At 63.6% G+C, this 16,139-nt stretch carries 20 protein-coding genes; 8 read left to right on the plus strand and 12 right to left on the minus strand.

Features of this window, described 5'->3' with window-relative positions; genetic code table 11:
* Positions 1-16: 16 nt before the first annotated feature.
* The gene (locus AC2T4A_RS26840) at positions 17-388 is read right to left on the minus strand and encodes a diacylglycerol kinase (RefSeq protein ID WP_024765290.1); all 372 of its coding nucleotides are present in this window, start codon (positions 386-388) and stop codon (positions 17-19) included.
* A 108-nt stretch (positions 389-496) separates the two neighbouring features.
* Positions 497-1,147: a response regulator transcription factor ErdR gene (gene erdR, locus AC2T4A_RS26845; protein WP_416747736.1), complete on the minus strand. Its 651-nt coding sequence runs from the start codon at positions 1,145-1,147 to the stop codon at positions 497-499.
* 266 nt (positions 1,148-1,413) lie between these two features.
* Here erdR and AC2T4A_RS26850 point away from each other — a divergent pair, with 266 nt between their 5' ends.
* The gene (locus AC2T4A_RS26850) at positions 1,414-2,298 is read left to right on the plus strand and encodes a DMT family transporter (RefSeq protein WP_478377112.1); all 885 of its coding nucleotides are present in this window, start codon (positions 1,414-1,416) and stop codon (positions 2,296-2,298) included.
* A gap of 163 nt (positions 2,299-2,461) precedes the next feature.
* Here the strand turns inward: AC2T4A_RS26850 and AC2T4A_RS26855 are convergent, their stop codons facing one another.
* On the minus strand, positions 2,462-3,178 hold the full coding sequence (locus tag AC2T4A_RS26855; RefSeq protein ID WP_486742189.1) for a tRNA-uridine aminocarboxypropyltransferase: 717 nt from the start codon (positions 3,176-3,178) through the stop codon (positions 2,462-2,464).
* A 309-nt stretch (positions 3,179-3,487) separates the two neighbouring features.
* On the opposite strand from AC2T4A_RS26855, the gene AC2T4A_RS26860 reads away from it, so the two are divergent.
* Complete coding sequence (locus AC2T4A_RS26860) at positions 3,488-3,895, plus strand: quorum-sensing-regulated virulence factor family protein (protein WP_416747730.1); 408 nt, start codon at positions 3,488-3,490, stop codon at positions 3,893-3,895.
* A gap of 9 nt (positions 3,896-3,904) precedes the next feature.
* Entirely contained in the window at positions 3,905-4,120 is a 216-nt protein-coding gene (locus AC2T4A_RS26865; protein ID WP_416747728.1) for a DUF3820 family protein, read from the plus strand.
* A gap of 39 nt (positions 4,121-4,159) precedes the next feature.
* Here the strand turns inward: AC2T4A_RS26865 and AC2T4A_RS26870 are convergent, their stop codons facing one another.
* Complete coding sequence (locus AC2T4A_RS26870; protein WP_486742190.1) at positions 4,160-6,565, minus strand: phosphoketolase family protein; 2,406 nt, start codon at positions 6,563-6,565, stop codon at positions 4,160-4,162.
* 125 nt (positions 6,566-6,690) lie between these two features.
* Between AC2T4A_RS26870 and AC2T4A_RS26875 the strand changes: the two genes are divergently transcribed.
* Together AC2T4A_RS26875 and AC2T4A_RS26880 are read left to right on the plus strand one after the other, a co-directional pair.
* Positions 6,691-8,112 carry an MBL fold metallo-hydrolase RNA specificity domain-containing protein gene (locus AC2T4A_RS26875; RefSeq protein WP_416747724.1) on the plus strand — a complete coding sequence of 474 codons (1,422 nt, stop codon included), beginning with the start codon at positions 6,691-6,693 and terminating at the stop codon, positions 8,110-8,112.
* Between the two features lie 168 nt (positions 8,113-8,280).
* The gene (locus tag AC2T4A_RS26880) at positions 8,281-9,354 is read left to right on the plus strand and encodes an LOG family protein (protein WP_478377114.1); all 1,074 of its coding nucleotides are present in this window, start codon (positions 8,281-8,283) and stop codon (positions 9,352-9,354) included.
* 51 nt (positions 9,355-9,405) lie between these two features.
* Here the strand turns inward: AC2T4A_RS26880 and recX are convergent, their stop codons facing one another.
* The 3 genes from recX to AC2T4A_RS26895 form a co-directional block, all read right to left on the minus strand.
* Positions 9,406-9,870, minus strand: coding sequence for a recombination regulator RecX (recX, locus tag AC2T4A_RS26885; RefSeq protein WP_486742191.1), 465 nt, complete (start codon positions 9,868-9,870; stop codon positions 9,406-9,408).
* Positions 9,871-9,875: 5 nt separating this feature from the next.
* Positions 9,876-10,931 carry a recombinase RecA gene (gene recA / locus AC2T4A_RS26890; RefSeq protein ID WP_416747718.1) on the minus strand — a complete coding sequence of 352 codons (1,056 nt, stop codon included), beginning with the start codon at positions 10,929-10,931 and terminating at the stop codon, positions 9,876-9,878.
* Between the two features lie 85 nt (positions 10,932-11,016).
* Complete coding sequence (locus tag AC2T4A_RS26895) at positions 11,017-11,529, minus strand: CinA family protein (protein ID WP_486742192.1); 513 nt, start codon at positions 11,527-11,529, stop codon at positions 11,017-11,019.
* Positions 11,530-11,886: 357 nt separating this feature from the next.
* Between AC2T4A_RS26895 and AC2T4A_RS26900 the strand changes: the two genes are divergently transcribed.
* Complete coding sequence (locus tag AC2T4A_RS26900; protein WP_486742193.1) at positions 11,887-12,402, plus strand: hypothetical protein; 516 nt, start codon at positions 11,887-11,889, stop codon at positions 12,400-12,402.
* Between the two features lie 3 nt (positions 12,403-12,405).
* Positions 12,406-13,095 (plus strand): SOS response-associated peptidase, encoded by a 690-nt coding sequence (locus tag AC2T4A_RS26905; protein WP_486742194.1) that lies wholly within the window; start codon positions 12,406-12,408, stop codon positions 13,093-13,095.
* A 1-nt stretch (position 13,096) separates the two neighbouring features.
* On the opposite strand, the gene AC2T4A_RS26910 is transcribed toward AC2T4A_RS26905, so the two are convergent.
* The gene (locus AC2T4A_RS26910; protein WP_486742195.1) at positions 13,097-13,363 is read right to left on the minus strand and encodes a hypothetical protein; all 267 of its coding nucleotides are present in this window, start codon (positions 13,361-13,363) and stop codon (positions 13,097-13,099) included.
* A 227-nt stretch (positions 13,364-13,590) separates the two neighbouring features.
* Between AC2T4A_RS26910 and AC2T4A_RS26915 the strand changes: the two genes are divergently transcribed.
* Positions 13,591-13,830: a hypothetical protein gene (locus AC2T4A_RS26915; protein ID WP_486742196.1), complete on the plus strand. Its 240-nt coding sequence runs from the start codon at positions 13,591-13,593 to the stop codon at positions 13,828-13,830.
* Between the two features lie 497 nt (positions 13,831-14,327).
* Here AC2T4A_RS26915 and AC2T4A_RS26920 read toward each other — a convergent pair whose 3' ends face one another.
* Genes AC2T4A_RS26920 through AC2T4A_RS26935 form a run of 4 tightly spaced genes read right to left on the minus strand, consistent with a single transcriptional unit; the run spans position 14,328 to position 16,096 of the window.
* The gene (locus AC2T4A_RS26920) at positions 14,328-14,579 is read right to left on the minus strand and encodes a hypothetical protein (protein WP_486742197.1); all 252 of its coding nucleotides are present in this window, start codon (positions 14,577-14,579) and stop codon (positions 14,328-14,330) included.
* Between the two features lie 32 nt (positions 14,580-14,611).
* A complete protein-coding gene (locus tag AC2T4A_RS26925; protein ID WP_486742198.1) occupies positions 14,612-15,082 on the minus strand; it encodes a hypothetical protein in 471 nt (156 codons plus the stop codon).
* 4 nt (positions 15,083-15,086) lie between these two features.
* Positions 15,087-15,614 (minus strand): lysis system i-spanin subunit Rz, encoded by a 528-nt coding sequence (locus tag AC2T4A_RS26930; protein ID WP_486742199.1) that lies wholly within the window; start codon positions 15,612-15,614, stop codon positions 15,087-15,089.
* Positions 15,611-16,096 carry a hypothetical protein gene (locus tag AC2T4A_RS26935; protein WP_486742200.1) on the minus strand — a complete coding sequence of 162 codons (486 nt, stop codon included), beginning with the start codon at positions 16,094-16,096 and terminating at the stop codon, positions 15,611-15,613. The genes AC2T4A_RS26930 and AC2T4A_RS26935 overlap by 4 nt, the downstream gene beginning before the upstream one ends.
* Positions 16,097-16,139: the final 43 nt, after the last annotated feature.

Here is a 16,139-nt window from a genome sequence, read left to right on the forward strand (position 1 = left end):
TCGCTCCTACAAGCCGTCAGCCGAGCAGAATGCCTGCCCAGGTCACGGTGATGATGGTCAGCGCCACGAACTGCGCGGCGCTGCCCATGTCCTTGGCGTTCTTCGACAGCGGGTGGCGCTCCAGGGATACCCGGTCCACCACCGCCTCGATGGCGGAGTTGAGCAGTTCGACGATCAGCGCCAACAGGCACACCGCAATCATCAGTGCACGCTCGCCACGGGTCACGTCGCAGAAGAACGACAGCGGGATCAGAATGACGTTGATCAGCACCAGCTGGCGGAAGGCCGCTTCACCCTTGAAGGCGGCGGCGAAGCCGGCCAGGGAGTAGCCGGCGGCGTTGAAGATTCGTTTCAGGCCGGTCTGGCCCTTGAAGGGGGAGGCGGACACGTGTGGTTCTCACAGGCAAAGGTCGCGGCACTCTATACCAGCGATCGTCAAAAAGGGGTCAAGGCCATTACAGAATGTGACGGTTCCCGAGCCGGGATGTGACGGCCCTCAGGCCCCCGGTACCGATTCCATCTGCGCCAGCAGCAGCGCCGCCTGAGTGCGGGTGCGCACATTCAGCTTGCGGAAGATCGCGGTGACATGCGCCTTCACCGTAGCTTCGGAAACGCTCAGCTCGAAAGCGATCTGCTTGTTCAGCAAGCCTTCGCAGACCATGGTCAGCACGCGGAACTGCTGTGGAGTAAGGCTGGCCAGACCGGCGCTGGCGGCGCGGACGTCCTCGCTCATCTCGGTCACGGCGTCCACCTGCGGCGGCCACCAGACGTCGCCGTCGAGCACCGCGCGCACTGCCTGCTGCAGGGTGCCCAGGTCGCTGGACTTGGGAATGAAGCCGCTGGCGCCGAACTCGCGGGAGCGCTGTACTACCGCGGCCTCTTCCTGGGCCGAGACCATCACCACCGGAATCTGCGGGTACTGGCCGCGCAGCAGCACCAGGCCGGAGAAGCCATAGGCGCCGGGCATGTTCAGGTCCAGCAGCACCAGGTCCCAATCGGCCTTCTCGTTCAGGCGCGCCTCCAGCTCCGCGATACTCGCGGCCTCCGACAGTCGCGCCTCGGGGCCGAGACCGATGGTCAGGGCCTGGTGCAGGGCACTGCGGAACAGCGGGTGATCGTCAGCGATCAGGATCTCGTAGGAAGCCATGAATTTTCCTTGAAGGCCGCGCCGAAGCCCCGCCGTGGATAACAGCCAGACTTGCGCAGGAAAGGTCGGAGCACGGATAGAGCACTGCTTGTCACATTGTACGCAAAGACCACCCCCGGTGTCCGCCGCGAATACATGGCCTGCCGGTACTTACACAGTGGCCTGAGAGCCTCTGCCACTGTGCCCGCCGAGAGTCCGTTCCCCTTTCCAAAGCACCGGCGTTGCGGCAGAGTTCCGCTTTTTTTCCTGCCCGTTACGAGAACAAGATGAAAAGCCATGCGCTGCGCGCCGATTTCCTGATGCTGTTCACCGCGATGATCTGGGGGGTCTCCTTCGTCGCGCAACGCCTCGGGATGGATGCCATCGGTCCCTTCCTCTATACCGGCCTGCGCTTCACCCTCGGCGCCGTGGCACTACTGCCGCTGCTGGCCTGGTCGAGCAAGCGCGGCGCCCAGCCGTTCAATCGCGGCCTGGTACTCGCCGGCCTGGCCATCGGTACCGCGCTGACCGTGGGCATCAACCTGCAACAGGTCGGCCTGATGTTCACCAGCGTGACCAACTCCGGCTTCATCACCGGCCTTTACGTCATCATCGTGCCGCTGCTCGGCCTTCTCATCGGCCATCGCGCCGGAATGGGAACCTGGCTCGGCGCGGCGCTGGCGGTGATCGGCATGGCCATGCTGAGCATCGGCCCGGACTTCCACGTCGCCTCTGGCGACTGGCTGCAATTGACCGGAGCCTTCGTCTGGGGTGGCCACGTTCTGCTGGTGGGCCTGTTCGCCAGCCGCTATGACCCGATCCGCCTCGCGTTCCTGCAGTTCGTCACCTGCGCGGTGGTGAGCATGCTCCTGGCGCTGGTGTTCGAAGAGATTCGCCTCGACGCCATCATCCAGGCCGGCCCGGCGCTGGTCTACGGCGGCCTGTTCGGCGTTGCCACCGGCTTCACCCTGCAGGTCATCGCGCAGAAGCACGCCATCGCCTCCCACGCGGCGATCATCCTCTCCCTGGAAGCCGTATTCGCTGCCATCGCCGGCGCACTGTTCCTCAACGAGACCCTGCATGTGCGTGGTTATTTCGGCTGCGCGCTGATGCTCGCCGGCATGCTGGTGGCGCAGCTTTGGCCGAAGAAGGCCGAGGTGAAGGCAGTCTGATCCCTACTGCACAACGGAGCGAGACTGTTCGCGAGCAAGCTCGCTCCTACAGGCTGGTGATTCGGCGGCACGAGCGCTCTTCGTAGGAGCGAGCGTGCTCGGGAACCGCACACCTCGGCGCCCGCCCTGAAAATCAGAAACATGCATGCGATGAAGGGCCGATCTAGCGCTCGGTAAACGGCCTCAACGCCTGGTGCGCCGGGCTCTGCTCATCCAGCGGCTGCTGGCGCTTCGAGCCCAGATAGCGCTCGCTGAAAACGTCCAGGTAGGCATCCAGGGCGTCGCCGGCGCGACGGTCACCAGCCAACCCAAGGCAGAGCGCAGCCACTTCGGCGGTGCACAGGTGCTCCTCGAACTTGGAGCGGCGCAGCCGGTAACGCGAGAGCGCGTCGGGCGTGATGCTCAACACCGGGAAGCGGTCCAGGTAAGGGCTCTTGCGGAACATCTTGCGTGCTTCGTTCCAGGTCGCGTCGAGCAGGATGAACAGCGGGCGTTTGCCATCCTGCGGCTCGACCGCTGTGACCACGCGTTCGGGCTGGACGAACTCGCCAGGGAATACCACGTAGGGCTGCCATTGCGGATCATCGAGCAACGCCAGCAGCGCTGGGTCGACCTCGATGCGCGACCAGCCGAAGGCCCAGGTCTCGGGCACCGTCTCGGCGATCAGCCAGCCAGTGTTGCTGGGCTTGAGCGGTTCGGTGTCGAACATCACCAGGCACATCGCCGAATGGGACTCGACCTGCGGTCGCAGGCCGCACATGCAGTAGTTCGGGCGCAGGCGGCAGCCGGGGCAGCGCGGCGAGCGCGAGCCGCGGGCCACGAAGGGCTTGAGGCAGCGGGCCAGGCGTTCATCGCGCAGGCGAGCGACGGCGTGGCTCATGCTGCGGCCACCGGGAGGAAGGAAAGCGAACGGGACATCGAGGGCTCGAATGGAACGACAGTTGCGAGCCGCCGATTGTACCAGAGCCGCCGCCCACCACCTCCGTGCGCGTGGCCAAGTGGCAATACGAGGCGCAGCGATATTCGCACCATCCTTTGACGAGGTTGGCCGCCTGGCGGGCCGGACAGCGGCCTGTGGCAATCGAACCTCGGCAGGAGGGCCGTTTTCGGGGACAATAGGCGGCTGTAATGACCAGCGAACCCGGAAGGTTCGCCATGGTCGAATCGGCACCATTGTCAGGAGATGCCCATGCTGCGCCTCACCGCCCTCGCCCTCTGCCTCGTCCTTCCCGTCGCGCACGCCGCCTCGAAGAAGGACTTCGAACTGACCCAGACCCTGGAAAAGGTCGCCAAGGAAAGCAGCGAAGGCACCCCGCGCGCCATCAACGAGGACATCCTCGACCAGGGCTACACCGTCGAAGGCCCGCAGCTGATCAACCACCTGAGCGTGCGCGCCAGCCATGCCGAGCGCATGCGCGAGAACCCCGACAGCGTGCGCAGCCAGCTGGGTGACAGCGTCTGCAGCAATACCGCCTACCGCCAGCTGCTGGCCAAGGGCGCGATCCTCACTTACAGCTTCACCGAGTACAAGACCAACGCCCCGGTCGCCACCGAGCGCTTCGACGCCGGCAGCTGCAAGATCAAGCTGCAGAAGTAAGCGCCGCCCATGCTCGACAAGGAACAGCTGCTGAAGATCGCGCGCACGCCGATGCCCTTCGGCAAGTACCAGGGCCGCATGCTGGTGGACCTGCCGGACGAGTACCTGCTGTGGTTCCACAAGAAGGGCCAGTTCCCGGCTGGCGAACTGGGCCGGCTGATGCAGCTGACCCTGGAACTGAAGATCGACGGCCTCGACGGCCTGATCAAACCACTCAAGCGCTGATCCCTGCGCCACCGCCCTCGGCGGTGGCGCCAGCGCCCATCAACGCAGCACGGCCGGGCTCTCCTTGGCGGCCACTGCTGCCGCTTCATCCGGCGCCAGCAAGGCACTGCGCGGCACATCCAGCAGCCGTGCGCAGGCCGCCAGCACATGGGCCCAACTGCAACGGTTGGCGAACAACATGCCCGCCTCGTCCAGCGTCCCACCCTGGTTGCGATAGCCCAGCACCGCTGTTTTCAGCGCATCCGGCAGGATCGGCCAGAGATGCCCGCGCGCCACTTCCGGACGCATGTGGGTGAGCAGCACGCGGCGTTCGTAGTGATCGGGGAAAAGGCGCATGGCGATGGATTCGTCCGTCAGCGCCTGCAGCTCCCAGTTGTCGCGCGGCGCGCGGAAACGTCCCGGCTCCTGCAGATAGACCAGTCGGTAGGGATAACCGGCCTCCTCCAGCCGCTGGGCTGCGCGGCGCATTTCCGCCAGTTGATAGGCACCGTTGGCGATCAACAGCAGCGGCTCGGCACCGGGGTGCTCATCCATCAGGATCGCGCCATCACGCGCCAACTGCTCGGCCTGGGCCTGGGTGAATACCGACGGCCGCTCACGCTTGGGTGCCACGATGCAGGCCAATTGCCCGCGACTGCGGTAGATGTCCGGCAACAGCGCCAGCAGGCTGTTGTGATCGGCCGGAAAGACCACCCGCACCATATCGTTCATCTCACCCAACAGCGCTTCGCAGAAGGTGGTGTCCTGGTGCGATTGCTGGTTCTTGCCGTTCTCCCAGGTGTGTGAGGTCGCCACCAGCGGCCACCCAAGCCATCCCGCCGGGCGCCCGGCTTCCTTCTGTTGGCGGGCGAAGATCAGCGTCTGACGCACCGCGCCGAGCATCTTCACGCAGAAGGCTTCGTAGCTGGCCACCAGGTTCAGTCCGCCCTGGTTGGCCAGGCAAGCAGAAACCACCGCCTCCTCGTTGAGCGCGGTGATGATGCGGCCGTCCACGGCCTCCAGTTCGCTTTCCGGCTCGCTCACCCGGTGCCGCAATGCCTTGAGCACGCCAGCCAGGCGGTTGCTCGCCAGCTCGTCCGGGTTGCCGACGCGGGCACGCAGATCAGGGTTGGCAGCGCACAGGTCAACAAAGAAACGATCCAGCGCCGCCATGGGCGAACACTCATCGCTGCGGTAATGCAACGCTGGAATCGAGGGCTCGATGGGGCGCCGCACAGCCAGCGGATTGTCACGCTCCAGTACCCGACCGCTGCGCGACGCGGAGAACAGCGCGCAAGCTTCAGCCAGTTCCTCCGGTTCGACCCAGAGCGGCGCCGCATGCTGGTTGAACAGCTCGCGCGCCTCCGCGTCCTCGCTGGGATTACCCGGCAGCGGCAGGTTGTGCGCGGCATTGCTGCCGGCGCCGTAGAAGCCGTAGCCCTTGGTCGTCTCGGCGATGCCGTAGGGAATCGGTAGCGGATAGCGCAGGATGCCGCGTTCCTTCTCGTCGACGCGGTGTTGCAGGCGCTCCTCCATTTCCCACAGGGCGCAGACGAAGGCCGCCGGATCGCGGCCGTCGAAGCTGATCGGGTCGAAGCCACAGCGCCGCAGGTGCAGCTTGAAACCTTCCAGTCCTTCGTGAGTGCCCAGGTCGGTGCGCTGCTCGATGCGCCGGCCGTTGGCGATCATCACCGGCAACGCCGCGCCACAGTCCTCGGCACGCCACCAGCGAGGAATCCAGTCGCTGCCACGCTGCTCCTCGGCGGCGCCGTCGGAGAGGAAGGCCACCAGGGTTTCGCCCGGCAGCGGCATGTGGGCGTACATCAGCTCGGCAAAACCAAGATATCCGCCCTCGGCGACGCCGCCGGCCGTGTGTGGGTTGACGTGACTGCCCAGCGGCGCGGCAACCTTGCCGTCCGGCGTCTGGGCATAGCTGTAGAAGTCCTGCACCAGCCTGTCCAGCCCGGCCTCGCCGCTTCCGTAGGCGGCAGCCTGCTCCGGATGCAGGTTGCCGGTGAGCACGTTGAGCGCGTCGATTGCCGCCACGCAGTGCCCCTGCCCCATCAGCCAGCCGCGGGTCTTGCCGCTCAGGGCATTCAGGGCGAGGTAGCCGGCATAGGCCGGTACCATGTTCAGCGCGCCACCGGTATGCCCCTCGGGCTGCGCCTTGAAATCCTCGGCCTGCAAGGGTGCGCCGTCGAGGCGCACGCGCCTGGCATAGGTCATGTGCGCCACCAGCCAGAGGCCGGCGCAGGCCAGTCGGTCCAATGCGCCAAACAGTCGGTAGACGCTGGCCAGATCCGGCTGCAGGCCGTACTGGACCAATTGATGAGCGACACGAAAGACCGCCGCCTGGGTCTGCACGCTATGCTGAATCGGACCGCGGCCGTGCAGCCAGCTGGCGTATTCCGGCTCGGCTGCCGCGTGTGCGGCGAGTTCCTCGGGGCTTGGCAGTATCTGTGACATGTCGGCTCTCCCTTGGCTATGGCGGAAAGTCTAGGTCGCCACAGATCGGACAGGCGCTGACATGTATCAACGACCGTCCCGGCCAATCGGGCAAGGCTGAAAGAAATTTCCCATAAGGAGGCGACATGGCGCTTCTCACCTTCATCGGCGCGATCCAGGAAGTCACCGGCTCCTGCTACCTCCTGGAAACCCGCGACGGCGTCCGCGTGCTGCTTGAATGCGGGATGCGCCAGGGGCGTAGCGGCAACAAGGGCACCCGCGACAACGAGGCGACCAACCGCACACCTTTCCCCTTCGACCCGAAGGAACTGGACGCAGTCGTCCTCTCTCACGCTCACCTCGACCACAGCGGCCTGCTGCCGCGCCTGGCGAAGGAAGGCTACAAGGGCCCGATCTACGCCACCGAATCCTGCTGCGACCTGCTGGAGCTGATGCTGATGGACTCGGCGAACCTCCAGGAGAAGGACGCCGAGTGGGAGAACAAGTGGCGCGCCCGCCTGGGCAAACCACCGGTCAAACCGCTGTACACCGTCGAAGACGCTTCCCGCGCACTGAACCAGCGCCGTCGCGTCAGCTACGGCAGCACCGTGGATGTGGCGCGCGGCATCCGCCTGACCTTCCACAATGCCGGACACATCCTCGGCTCGGCCATCGTCGAACTGGAAATCCATGAGTTCGGTTCGACTCGCCGCCTGGTGTTCTCCGGCGACCTGGGCAGCACCTGCTCACCGCTGATGCGCACGCCGACACCGCTGACCCGCGCCGACGTGGTGTTGCTGGAGTCCACCTACGGCGACCGCGACCACCGTGACGCCAATGAAACCCTGCTGGAACTGTCCGGCATCCTGCAACGCGCGCAGAACGAGGGCGGCAATGTGCTGATTCCGTCCTTCGCCGTGGGCCGTACCCAGGACCTCATCTACTACCTCGGGCGCTTCTACCAGGAAGGTCGCTTGCCCCAGCAGGTTGTCTACCTCGACAGCCCCATGGCGGCGCGAGCCAACAACATCTACCTGCAGCACATCGGCGAGATCGCCGACGTCGACCGTGAATACATGCGCGGCACCGGTACGGCCAAGGTGGGCGAGTGGCTGCCGATCCTGCGCACCACCCAGAGCGCCGATGAGTCGATGGCGCTCAATCGCATCAAGAGCGGCGCCATCATCATCGCCGGCAGCGGCATGTGCACCGGCGGACGCATCGTCCACCACCTCAAGCACAACCTCTGGCGCGAGGAGTGCCATATCGTCTTCCCCGGTTTCCAGGCCAAGGGCACCCTGGGCCGCGCCATCGTCGACGGCGCGGAGACCGTGCGCATCCTGCGCCAGCGCATCAGCGTGAAAGCGCAGATCCATACCCTCGGCGGGTTCTCCGCCCACGCGGGACAATCACAATTAATTCAGTGGGTTGGCCACTTCGAACACAAACCCGAGCTATACCTGATACATGGCGAGCGAGAAAAGATGGATGTACTCAAGGGTGCACTCCAGGATCGCCTGAACTGGACGGCCAATATTCCGGAGCCCGGAGACCGGATCGCCATCTGAAATTGGGGCCTCACCGACTGTCACAGCCCGCGTGCCAGACTCGGCAGGCCTCCTGCTGAACCCCTGTGCGTGCGGCGAAGCGCCAATGCCTTACCGCCAGAGCCACCTTGCGTGGCCGGCGCCGCCCATGGACAGGCGATCAGGGGTTGATGAACAAGGAGTATCAACATGCCCTATGAGCCCGACGACTACCTCTCCAGACACTTCCAGACCAGCGGCACCGACCTCGCCCAGAAGATCGAGGAACTGGCCGCGCTGGCTGCCCCTGGTGACAGCCAGAACCTGCCGCTGTACCGCGAGATGCTCACCACCGTCGCCCGCATGGCCCAGGCCGATCGCAACCGCTGGGACGCCAAGATCATGCTGCAGACCTTGCGCGAGATGGAGCACGCCTTCAGCACCCTGGAGCAGTTCAAGCGTCGCCGCAAAGTCACCGTATTCGGCTCGGCGCGCACTCCGGCCGACCATCCGGTCTATGCTCTGGCCCGCGAGCTGGGGGAAACCCTGGCGCGTTACGACCTGATGGTCATCACTGGTGCCGGCGGCGGCATCATGGCCGCCGCCCACGAAGGCGCCGGGCTGGAAAACAGCCTCGGCTTCAACATCACCCTGCCCTTCGAGCAGCACGCCAATCGCACCGTGGACGGCACCAGCAACCTGCTGTCGTTCCACTTCTTCTTCCTGCGCAAGCTGTTCTTCGTCAAGGAAGCCGACGCGCTGGTGCTCTGCCCTGGGGGCTTCGGCACGCTGGATGAGGCGCTGGAAGTGCTCACCCTGATCCAGACCGGCAAGAGCCCGCTGGTCCCAGTGGTGCTGCTCGACCAGCCTGGTGGGCACTACTGGGATCACGCTCTGGAGTTCATCAAGGAGCAACTGGAGGACAACGGCTACATCCTGCCCAGCGACATGAACCTGATGACGCTGGTGCACACCGCCGAGGAAGCTGCCGAGGAAATCGCCCAGTTCTACAGCAACTTTCACTCCAGCCGCTGGCTCAAGGATCGCTTCGTGATCCGCCTCAACCATCCGCTGAGCGTGCGCGCACTGCAGTTGCTGGAGCGCGAGTTCGGGGGCCTGTGCGTGACCGACGGTTTCCACCAGCAGCCCTACAGCGAATCGGAACTGGATGAACCGGAGTTCTCCCACCTCACCCGCCTGGCCTTTGCCTTCAACGGCCGCGACCAGGGGCGCCTGCGGGAACTGCTGAACTTCATCAACCAGCCGGAGAACTGGGAGCGCTGACTTTCCCGGCCCCGAAAACAAAAAAGGCACCCGGTTGGGTGCCTTTTTTGTTCAATCATCCGAGCGTCGACCGCTGAGAAGCCTGCCGATGGCTTCCATCGAGTAGCCGCGATAGCTCAGGAACCTGCCCTGCTGGGCTCGCTCGCGGGCATCCTGCGGCAGCCGGGCGAACTTGCGGCGCCAGACCTCACGCAGGTTTTCGTTCCAGTCGACATCCGACTCGCTCAGCGCACCGTCGATCTCGCCACGGGGCAAACCCCGCTGCGACAGCTCCTCGCGAATCCGCACCGGACCGTAACCAGCCCGTGCTCGGCTGGCGATGTAGCTTTCCAGATAGCGACTTTCGTTGAGCAGCCCTTCCTCGGCCAAACGGTCGAGGGCGGGGTCGATCAGGTCCTGCGCAGCGCCGCGTTGACGCAATTTGCGCGAGAGCTCCGCCCGACCATGCTCACGTCTTGCCAGCAGGTCCATGGCGACCCGCCGCACCGCGACGGGGTTATCGAGCTCGACGGCCATGACTATTAATAGTCGGCTTCAGCTTCCGCTTCGGCTTCCGCCGCCGCGAGCTCGGCCTTGGTCGGCGGCGTCTGGTTGGTCAGCAGTTGCTCGCGGATGGCTTTGTCGAGGGTGTTGCAGATCTCGGTGTTGTCTTCCAGGAACTTGGCCGCGTTGGCCTTGCCCTGGCCGATCTTGCTGCCCTGGTAGCTATACCAGGCGCCGGACTTCTCGATCAGGCCCAGCTGTACGCCCAGGTCGATAATCTCGCCGGTGCGGTAGATACCGCGGCCGTACATGATCTGGAACTCAGCCTGACGGAACGGCGGAGCAACCTTGTTCTTCACGACCTTGACGCGGGTTTCGCTGCCGACCACTTCGTCGCCTTCCTTCACCGCGCCGGTGCGGCGGATGTCGAGACGAACGGAGGAGTAGAACTTCAGCGCGTTACCGCCGGTGGTGGTTTCCGGGTTGCCGAACATCACGCCGATCTTCATGCGGATCTGGTTGATGAAGATGACCAGGCAGTTGGCGTTCTTGATGTTGCCGGTGATCTTGCGCAGCGCCTGGGACATCAGGCGGGCCTGCAGGCCAACGTGCTGATCGCCCATCTCGCCTTCGATTTCGGCCTTGGGCACCAGGGCTGCCACGGAGTCGACAATGATCACGTCAACGGCGTTGGAGCGCACCAGCATGTCGGTGATTTCCAGGGCCTGTTCGCCGGTGTCCGGCTGGGATACCAGCAGGTCGTCGACATTGACGCCCAGCTTGCCGGCGTAGTCCGGGTCCAGGGCGTGTTCGGCGTCGACGAAGGCACAGGTGGCGCCGACTTTCTGCGCCTGGGCGATGACCGACAGGGTCAGCGTGGTCTTACCCGAGGATTCCGGGCCGTAGATCTCGACGATACGGCCACGCGGCAGACCGCCGATGCCCAGCGCGATGTCCAGACCCAGCGAGCCAGTGGAAATGGCAGGAATAGCCTGGCGCTCATGGTCGCCCATGCGCATGACCGCGCCTTTGCCGAATTGGCGTTCGATCTGTCCCAGGGCCGCGGCCAGGGCGCGCTTCTTGTTGTCGTCCATTGAAGTCCTCGCGAAGTCAGGCGGCCGGGCGGCCACGAACAACTGTATAAGTAGCCAGTATTATTCCACAGGGCAAGCCGCTCGCCTACCCCTGAAGCGGATTTTCCCCGTCCGCCAGTCGCAACAGCCCTTGCAGAGCGGTCGCCACGGTCTGCCGGCGCACCGCCTCCCGATCACCGGTATACAGCCGGCGTTCGCTGAATACCTGTTCGCCTTTCCTCCAGGCCAGCCAGACGGTGCCCACCGGCTTCTCGGCGGAACCGCCATCCGGCCCGGCAATCCCGCTCACCGCCACGGCAATATCCGCCCCGCTGCGCGGCAAGGCGCCAGCGACCATGGCCTCGACAACCTCCCGGCTCACCGCACCCACCTTAGGGAACAGCTCCGCCGGTACATCCAGCTGGCGAGTCTTCTGGCTGTTGGAATAGGTGACGTAGCCCGCTTCGAACCAGGCAGAGCTGCCAGAAATACGCGTGATCGCCTCGGCTATTCCACCACCGGTGCAGGATTCAGCGGTGGTGACGCGCAACTGGTTGGCAGCCAATCGCCTACCCAACCGGGCAGAGAGTTCGGTAATAAAGGAATCGGTAACGGGCACAGTGCGCTCCGGGGTTAAAGAAGGTCAGGCGGATACCGTACACTAGGCGCTTTTGCATGTTGAAGCCGGACAGCCAGAAGCCATGAGTCAGAGCGACCTCTCCGCCCACACACCGATGATGCAACAGTAGTGTAATTTCCCCTCCGCAGGCCGCTCTGCGCCAGCGTCTCCCCCTTCGACTGTCTAAAACGAAATCGCCAGACAAGGCTCCCAGAGGCCGCGAATGCCGGCGGGAGCCCAGTTAGTTTTAGACAGCTTTTCGCCCCCTTCTCGCGCTACCTACCCCCTTCGTCGCCCAACCTTGAAACTGTACATACATACAGTATTCTTCCCCTCCCCTGACTCGGGAGGCGGGCCATGTTGTACACCAACCACGAAAACGACCGCCGGCTACTGATATATCGCTGGGAGGCCGCGCTGCGCGACGATACCGCGTTCCTCTATCGAACCGACGACCACTACCACTATCTGTTGGCTCAGGCGGACGAGGCCTACCAGCTCGGACTGATCTGCCTGTCCGAGCGCCAGGAGATGGTCACCCGCGCGCTCGGCGCCTACTCCTGGAACGTCGAGCACAACATCACCAGGGAAACCCACTGGTGCCTGGGCTGCTACTACCATGTCTTGGTCGATGGCGAGGTGGTCGGCAAGATCGGAACGGAAGGTCACTACCACGACCTAGAGGGAAAGCTGCTCGGCAACATCATCGGCCAACCGCCGAAGCTTAGCCTGTGGGTTGGTCGCTTCGACCGTGAGTACGCGGGCGACGTCGATGGTCTGCGGATAATGTGCGATGGCCAGGAGCTGTTCGAACTGAGGGAAGTGATTCCGGCCGGCGCGGGCGACAAGCGCTGGCCATATTCGGGAGGCTGAGGGATGTGCGGACGGTACGTGACGCCAGAGGAAGCCGCTATGGAGCGGTACTGGCATATCGGGCGGGGGAACTCCGGGCGCTGGATTGATCGGGCGTACAACGTCGCGCCGACCAGTCAGGTGCCCATGGTGCTCCTGAACGAGGCGGGAGAACAGGAAGTCGTGGCTGCACGCTGGGGGCTGATCCCGTTCTGGTGGAAAAAGGACAAGCTGCCCGGCATGACCTTCAACGCCCGAAGCGAGGAAGCGCCGACGAAACCCATGTGGCGGGACGCAATCCGGCACAGGCGTTGCCTGATGCCGGCAGCGGGCTGGTATGAGTGGAGCGAGAAGGAATCGACCATAAACAAGGCCGGACGGGAAGTCGGTCAGCCCTACTACCACCACGCCAAGGATGACGGGGTGCTGGCGATCGCCGGGATCTGGTCGACCTGGGCGCCGCCGGAGGGCGAGCCAATCACCTCATGCGCCCTGTTGACCAAGGAGGCAGAGGGAGCGGTCTCGGCGATCCACCATCGGATGCCAGTGATCCTGGCGCCGGAGCAGTGGGAGGCCTGGCTATCGCAGGAGACCTCAGTCGAACAGGCCTACGTGGCGATAGCGATGGCTCGCCAGGACTTCGAGGCCTACCGCGTTGGGGCGGAAGTTGGGAGCGTCAAGAACCAGGGCGCACAGCTGATCGAGCCGCTTTAGGTCAATTTCGATTGTATTGGTCGATCACGCCTTGGCGGAGATCGTCTCCGCCCTGCTGATAGGCACCATCAACAAGCCGGCGAACTTCATCGGAAGAATAACTCTGCTCTGAAGCTCCAGAGCCGCTGTACTTGGCGCGCCGGGCCTTCTCGGCTCGTTCACGACGCCGTCTTGGCTCGTCCATCACATCCATTGCCCAAAGCACACCAGAACCGATCTTTGCCAGCCAGCCCTTCGACGCGGCAGCCTTGCCCTTTTCATTGTCCACGGAAGAACTCCCTTCGAACCATTGATCAAGACGGTAAGCATACCCCACTGGCCGCATCCGATTAGGAGGAAAAGAAAGCCGCCACGGCCGTGGAGAGTTGGGGGAACTGACGCACTTCACCGCACTGCCTAGTCCAATAGGGTCTAATCCCCATACCCACGTCGACTATCCTTCAGGTGCCCGCCCATTGCTCAGCTTCCGCCGGCAGTTCAGGGCAAGAGTCTCCGATGGACACTTACGATAAGGAGCTTATGGAAGAGGCTGCTGTTGTCTTCCTCTCACTCGTCCCATCTCTCGCTGAAGAAATAGAGCGATCCCTCCCTGCCACCTCGACTCATGTCGAGAAAGACCATCTTCGAAAGCTCAAGGCATGTGCTGAGATGCATCTGGCAGCCTCCCGCAGCGGCGTCAGTCTCACCGTATACGCCCGCCAACTCATCACGCTCAACGAAAAGGGAGTGTGCTGAAAGTTAGTTGCCTCCGTGGCGCGCCGCTATTCGCGCGCCACACAACCTAACTCGCTTCGCAAGACGGATCGCCATGGACATTCGAGTCGAATGCGTGGCTGGAGATCCGCCCGTATGGAAGGTCTTCCTGGGGACGTTTTTCTGGTCGTGTGCTTCACAAGATGAAGCGGAAGCCTGGGCAGCAAACGCAGCCGCATTTGTCGCAGCAAATAAATGGCCTGGCTATCGACTTCCGGCTCCATTTCCTGCAATTGCGCAATCGCTCACAACAGATCACGTAATAGCAAACTGCCGCAATCGTGCTACGGTAAAGACGTAGCCGAAGGAACGGCTATCCGTTGAATCCCCTGTCCTGAAGTCCTGAAGCCCTGCGCTGCAACGCGGGGCTTCTCGTTTGTGCCATTCGGCATAATGGCCTTACAATTTGCGTGCAATTGCTTGCACGCAATTGCACTCCTTGTGGGCCGCCAGAGCAAACTGCTCCATGGCGGCCTTTTTTATTGGCAAGCCTGCAGTGCCGCGAGCAGTTGCACTTCATATCCCTTCCGCTGCTCCAGCTCTGCCAGCAGCGCGCGCACCTTCGTCTGTAGGCTGTCGCCTTTCTGCAGCGAAGACGTCGCCCAGGTCGGCACCTCCACTGCCGGCGCGCGGCACGGTACGGCTACCGGCACCTCTACGCGCACCGTGCGCGGCTCGGGCTCAACCTGGTTGACCAACTTTTCTAGGTGGCTGCGCGAGGCCTTGTACATGACCAGCAGGCCGCCGGCCTGATCGAACGGTGTTAACTACGACAAGCGTCAAGCGCCGCCAGTAGCTGTGCCTCGTAACCTTGGCGCTGAAGCTTCTCCGCAAGAAGAGCTCTCACCTTCGCTTCCAAACCATCCTCAATCTTGAGAGTGGAAGTCGCCCATATAGGCTCTTTCACCACCGGCGGATTGCAGGGCACGGGAACTGGGATTTCTATCCGAATTGGCTTTTCCTGTAAGGCATGCATCTCGTCCCGCTTAAATGGCACTGGAGACAATTCGGCCAGCAATCGCGATGCCCACTCTCTCAGCAGCCGCTGCTGATCCGTTTCTGCCGGCTGAGCCATTATGCCGATGGCCATCTGAACAAAGTCCTTCCTGACCTCGCTACCCTTCATCTCGGCCTGAATGCTCCACCCCATGTAAGCCACCAGGACTGGGATGGCCAGGACCGAGAAGCTCTGCGAAAGGGATTTGAAAATCTCCAGCTTTTCTTTGAATGACATATTGTTACCTTCCTATTCGATCGCCGGATATTACACGGACGTATGCCTGGCATGCCCTCAGTTGCCGGATGGCGTCGTCCCCTCGGTTGACGATCCCGAGAAGAGTTGCAGAGTCTCTTGGGTCAAGGTCGGCTCGACCGGCCGCATAATCCACGCCTCCGGCGCCGGAGGTAATGGGCACTTGGGCTGCGGTACTGCAACCACTGACCTTGACTGACAGCCGGCGCTGAGCAGTGAGCAGATCAGCATGAAGCTGAGCGTTCTTATGCTGGGCATCGGTGTACTCCTCATATCGGGTAGCGGAATCCTGCTGGATTGCCTTCGCGAGCGCCTGGCGTTGTTCGTTGGCTTCCTGCTGAGCCTTGGCGACCGCTAGATTGATCGTGCTCAGGTCAGCCTGAAAAGCGGCCTGCTGCTGCTCGATCTTTTGACCAAGCCTCCAGCCATTGGATATCCATCCGCCGGCGACACCCAAGCCGACCAGCAGGGCAGCAGCGAGCACCAGCGCGGCAGCTTTCCACCCGCCAGTCACTGGATAGCCTCCAGCGCCGCCGCGTAGTTCTCTGGCCACTCCTTCGGCCGGGGCTTGCCGGGGCGCCAGGTTCGCAGGTACAGATCCCAGGCGCCGGCCTCGTCACCCAGTGCAGGCAGCCGGGCCGGATCGGTGAACAGCAGCAGGCGCGCCAGGCCGGCGGCCAGCACGTCGTCGTGCTCGATGGCGTTCCACACATCCGGCGCAGCTGGGGCAACGCCACGCACGGCACACAGGTCGGTTGCCAGGTCGCGGACGTCCTGGATGCGGTAGCGCAGCAGGCCGGTGACCATGCCGCCGCCCTGCTCTGCCTGCCAGAACGACTTCGCGGGGCCGTCGCCCATCTGGCGGCGGTAGGTGAATCGCGACTCCTGCAGCCCGATGGCCAGCAGCATGACGACCGCCTGCGGGCTTTCCATCTTCGCAGGCAGCAGCAAAAAGGCCGGCTCGATGATCGAGCGGCGAACGGTGCGTAGGTCCATCGTCAGACTCCAGAAATGACAACGCCAGCTCTCTGGCTGGCGT

Source organism: Pseudomonas sp. PVC-3-1, assembly GCF_057444315.1.

Bases quoted from the DNA above. Each gene is read 5' to 3' on its own strand.
- AC2T4A_RS26855 (WP_486742189.1), bottom strand. From the start codon at position 3,178: ATGAGCCACGCCGTCGCTCGCCTGCGCGATGAACGCCTGGCCCGCTGC.
- AC2T4A_RS26935 (WP_486742200.1), bottom strand. From the start codon at position 16,096: ATGGACCTACGCACCGTTCGCCGCTCGATCATCGAGCCGGCCTTTTTG.
- recX (WP_486742191.1), bottom strand. From the start codon at position 9,870: ATGGCCGTCGAGCTCGATAACCCCGTCGCGGTGCGGCGGGTCGCCATG.
- AC2T4A_RS26915 (WP_486742196.1), top strand. From the start codon at position 13,591: ATGGACACTTACGATAAGGAGCTTATGGAAGAGGCTGCTGTTGTCTTC.
- AC2T4A_RS26900 (WP_486742193.1), top strand. From the start codon at position 11,887: ATGTTGTACACCAACCACGAAAACGACCGCCGGCTACTGATATATCGC.
- AC2T4A_RS26920 (WP_486742197.1), bottom strand. From the start codon at position 14,579: ATGTACAAGGCCTCGCGCAGCCACCTAGAAAAGTTGGTCAACCAGGTT.
- AC2T4A_RS26880 (WP_478377114.1), top strand. From the start codon at position 8,281: ATGCCCTATGAGCCCGACGACTACCTCTCCAGACACTTCCAGACCAGC.
- AC2T4A_RS26875 (WP_416747724.1), top strand. From the start codon at position 6,691: ATGGCGCTTCTCACCTTCATCGGCGCGATCCAGGAAGTCACCGGCTCC.
- AC2T4A_RS26865 (WP_416747728.1), top strand. From the start codon at position 3,905: ATGCTCGACAAGGAACAGCTGCTGAAGATCGCGCGCACGCCGATGCCC.
- AC2T4A_RS26850 (WP_478377112.1), top strand. From the start codon at position 1,414: ATGAAAAGCCATGCGCTGCGCGCCGATTTCCTGATGCTGTTCACCGCG.
- AC2T4A_RS26870 (WP_486742190.1), bottom strand. From the start codon at position 6,565: ATGTCACAGATACTGCCAAGCCCCGAGGAACTCGCCGCACACGCGGCA.
- AC2T4A_RS26925 (WP_486742198.1), bottom strand. From the start codon at position 15,082: ATGTCATTCAAAGAAAAGCTGGAGATTTTCAAATCCCTTTCGCAGAGC.
- recA (WP_416747718.1), bottom strand. From the start codon at position 10,931: ATGGACGACAACAAGAAGCGCGCCCTGGCCGCGGCCCTGGGACAGATC.
- erdR (WP_416747736.1), bottom strand. From the start codon at position 1,147: ATGGCTTCCTACGAGATCCTGATCGCTGACGATCACCCGCTGTTCCGC.
- AC2T4A_RS26905 (WP_486742194.1), top strand. From the start codon at position 12,406: ATGTGCGGACGGTACGTGACGCCAGAGGAAGCCGCTATGGAGCGGTAC.
- AC2T4A_RS26860 (WP_416747730.1), top strand. From the start codon at position 3,488: ATGCTGCGCCTCACCGCCCTCGCCCTCTGCCTCGTCCTTCCCGTCGCG.